Raw genomic sequence first — 215 nt, forward strand, 5'->3', positions numbered from 1 at the left:
CCATTGCCACCACGCGTGCCATCCGCGCCGGGCTCATCCCCGTTTGCGCCGTTGAAACCGTTGCCGCCACGGCCACCCAAACCACCGGCACCACCATCACCGGTCGCAGCCAGCGAACCATCGGTGTTCAGACCGCCCTTACCACCGTTACCACCGGCACCACCGGCACCACCGGCGGTGCCGTCCACCGCACCCGCAGTGCCGTTGACACCGTC

Annotated in this window: 1 protein-coding gene; it reads left to right on the top strand. The window is 68.8% G+C overall.

The features are described 5' to 3' along the window. Nucleotides 1-215: hypothetical protein (locus LI92_RS24145; RefSeq protein WP_046322874.1), on the top strand; the 215-nt coding region annotated here is incomplete at both ends.

Origin of the sequence: Mycobacterium sp. UM_Kg1, assembly GCF_000972925.1 — a bacterium.
In the GTDB taxonomy this organism is placed as follows: domain Bacteria; phylum Actinomycetota; class Actinomycetes; order Mycobacteriales; family Mycobacteriaceae; genus Mycobacterium; species Mycobacterium hiberniae.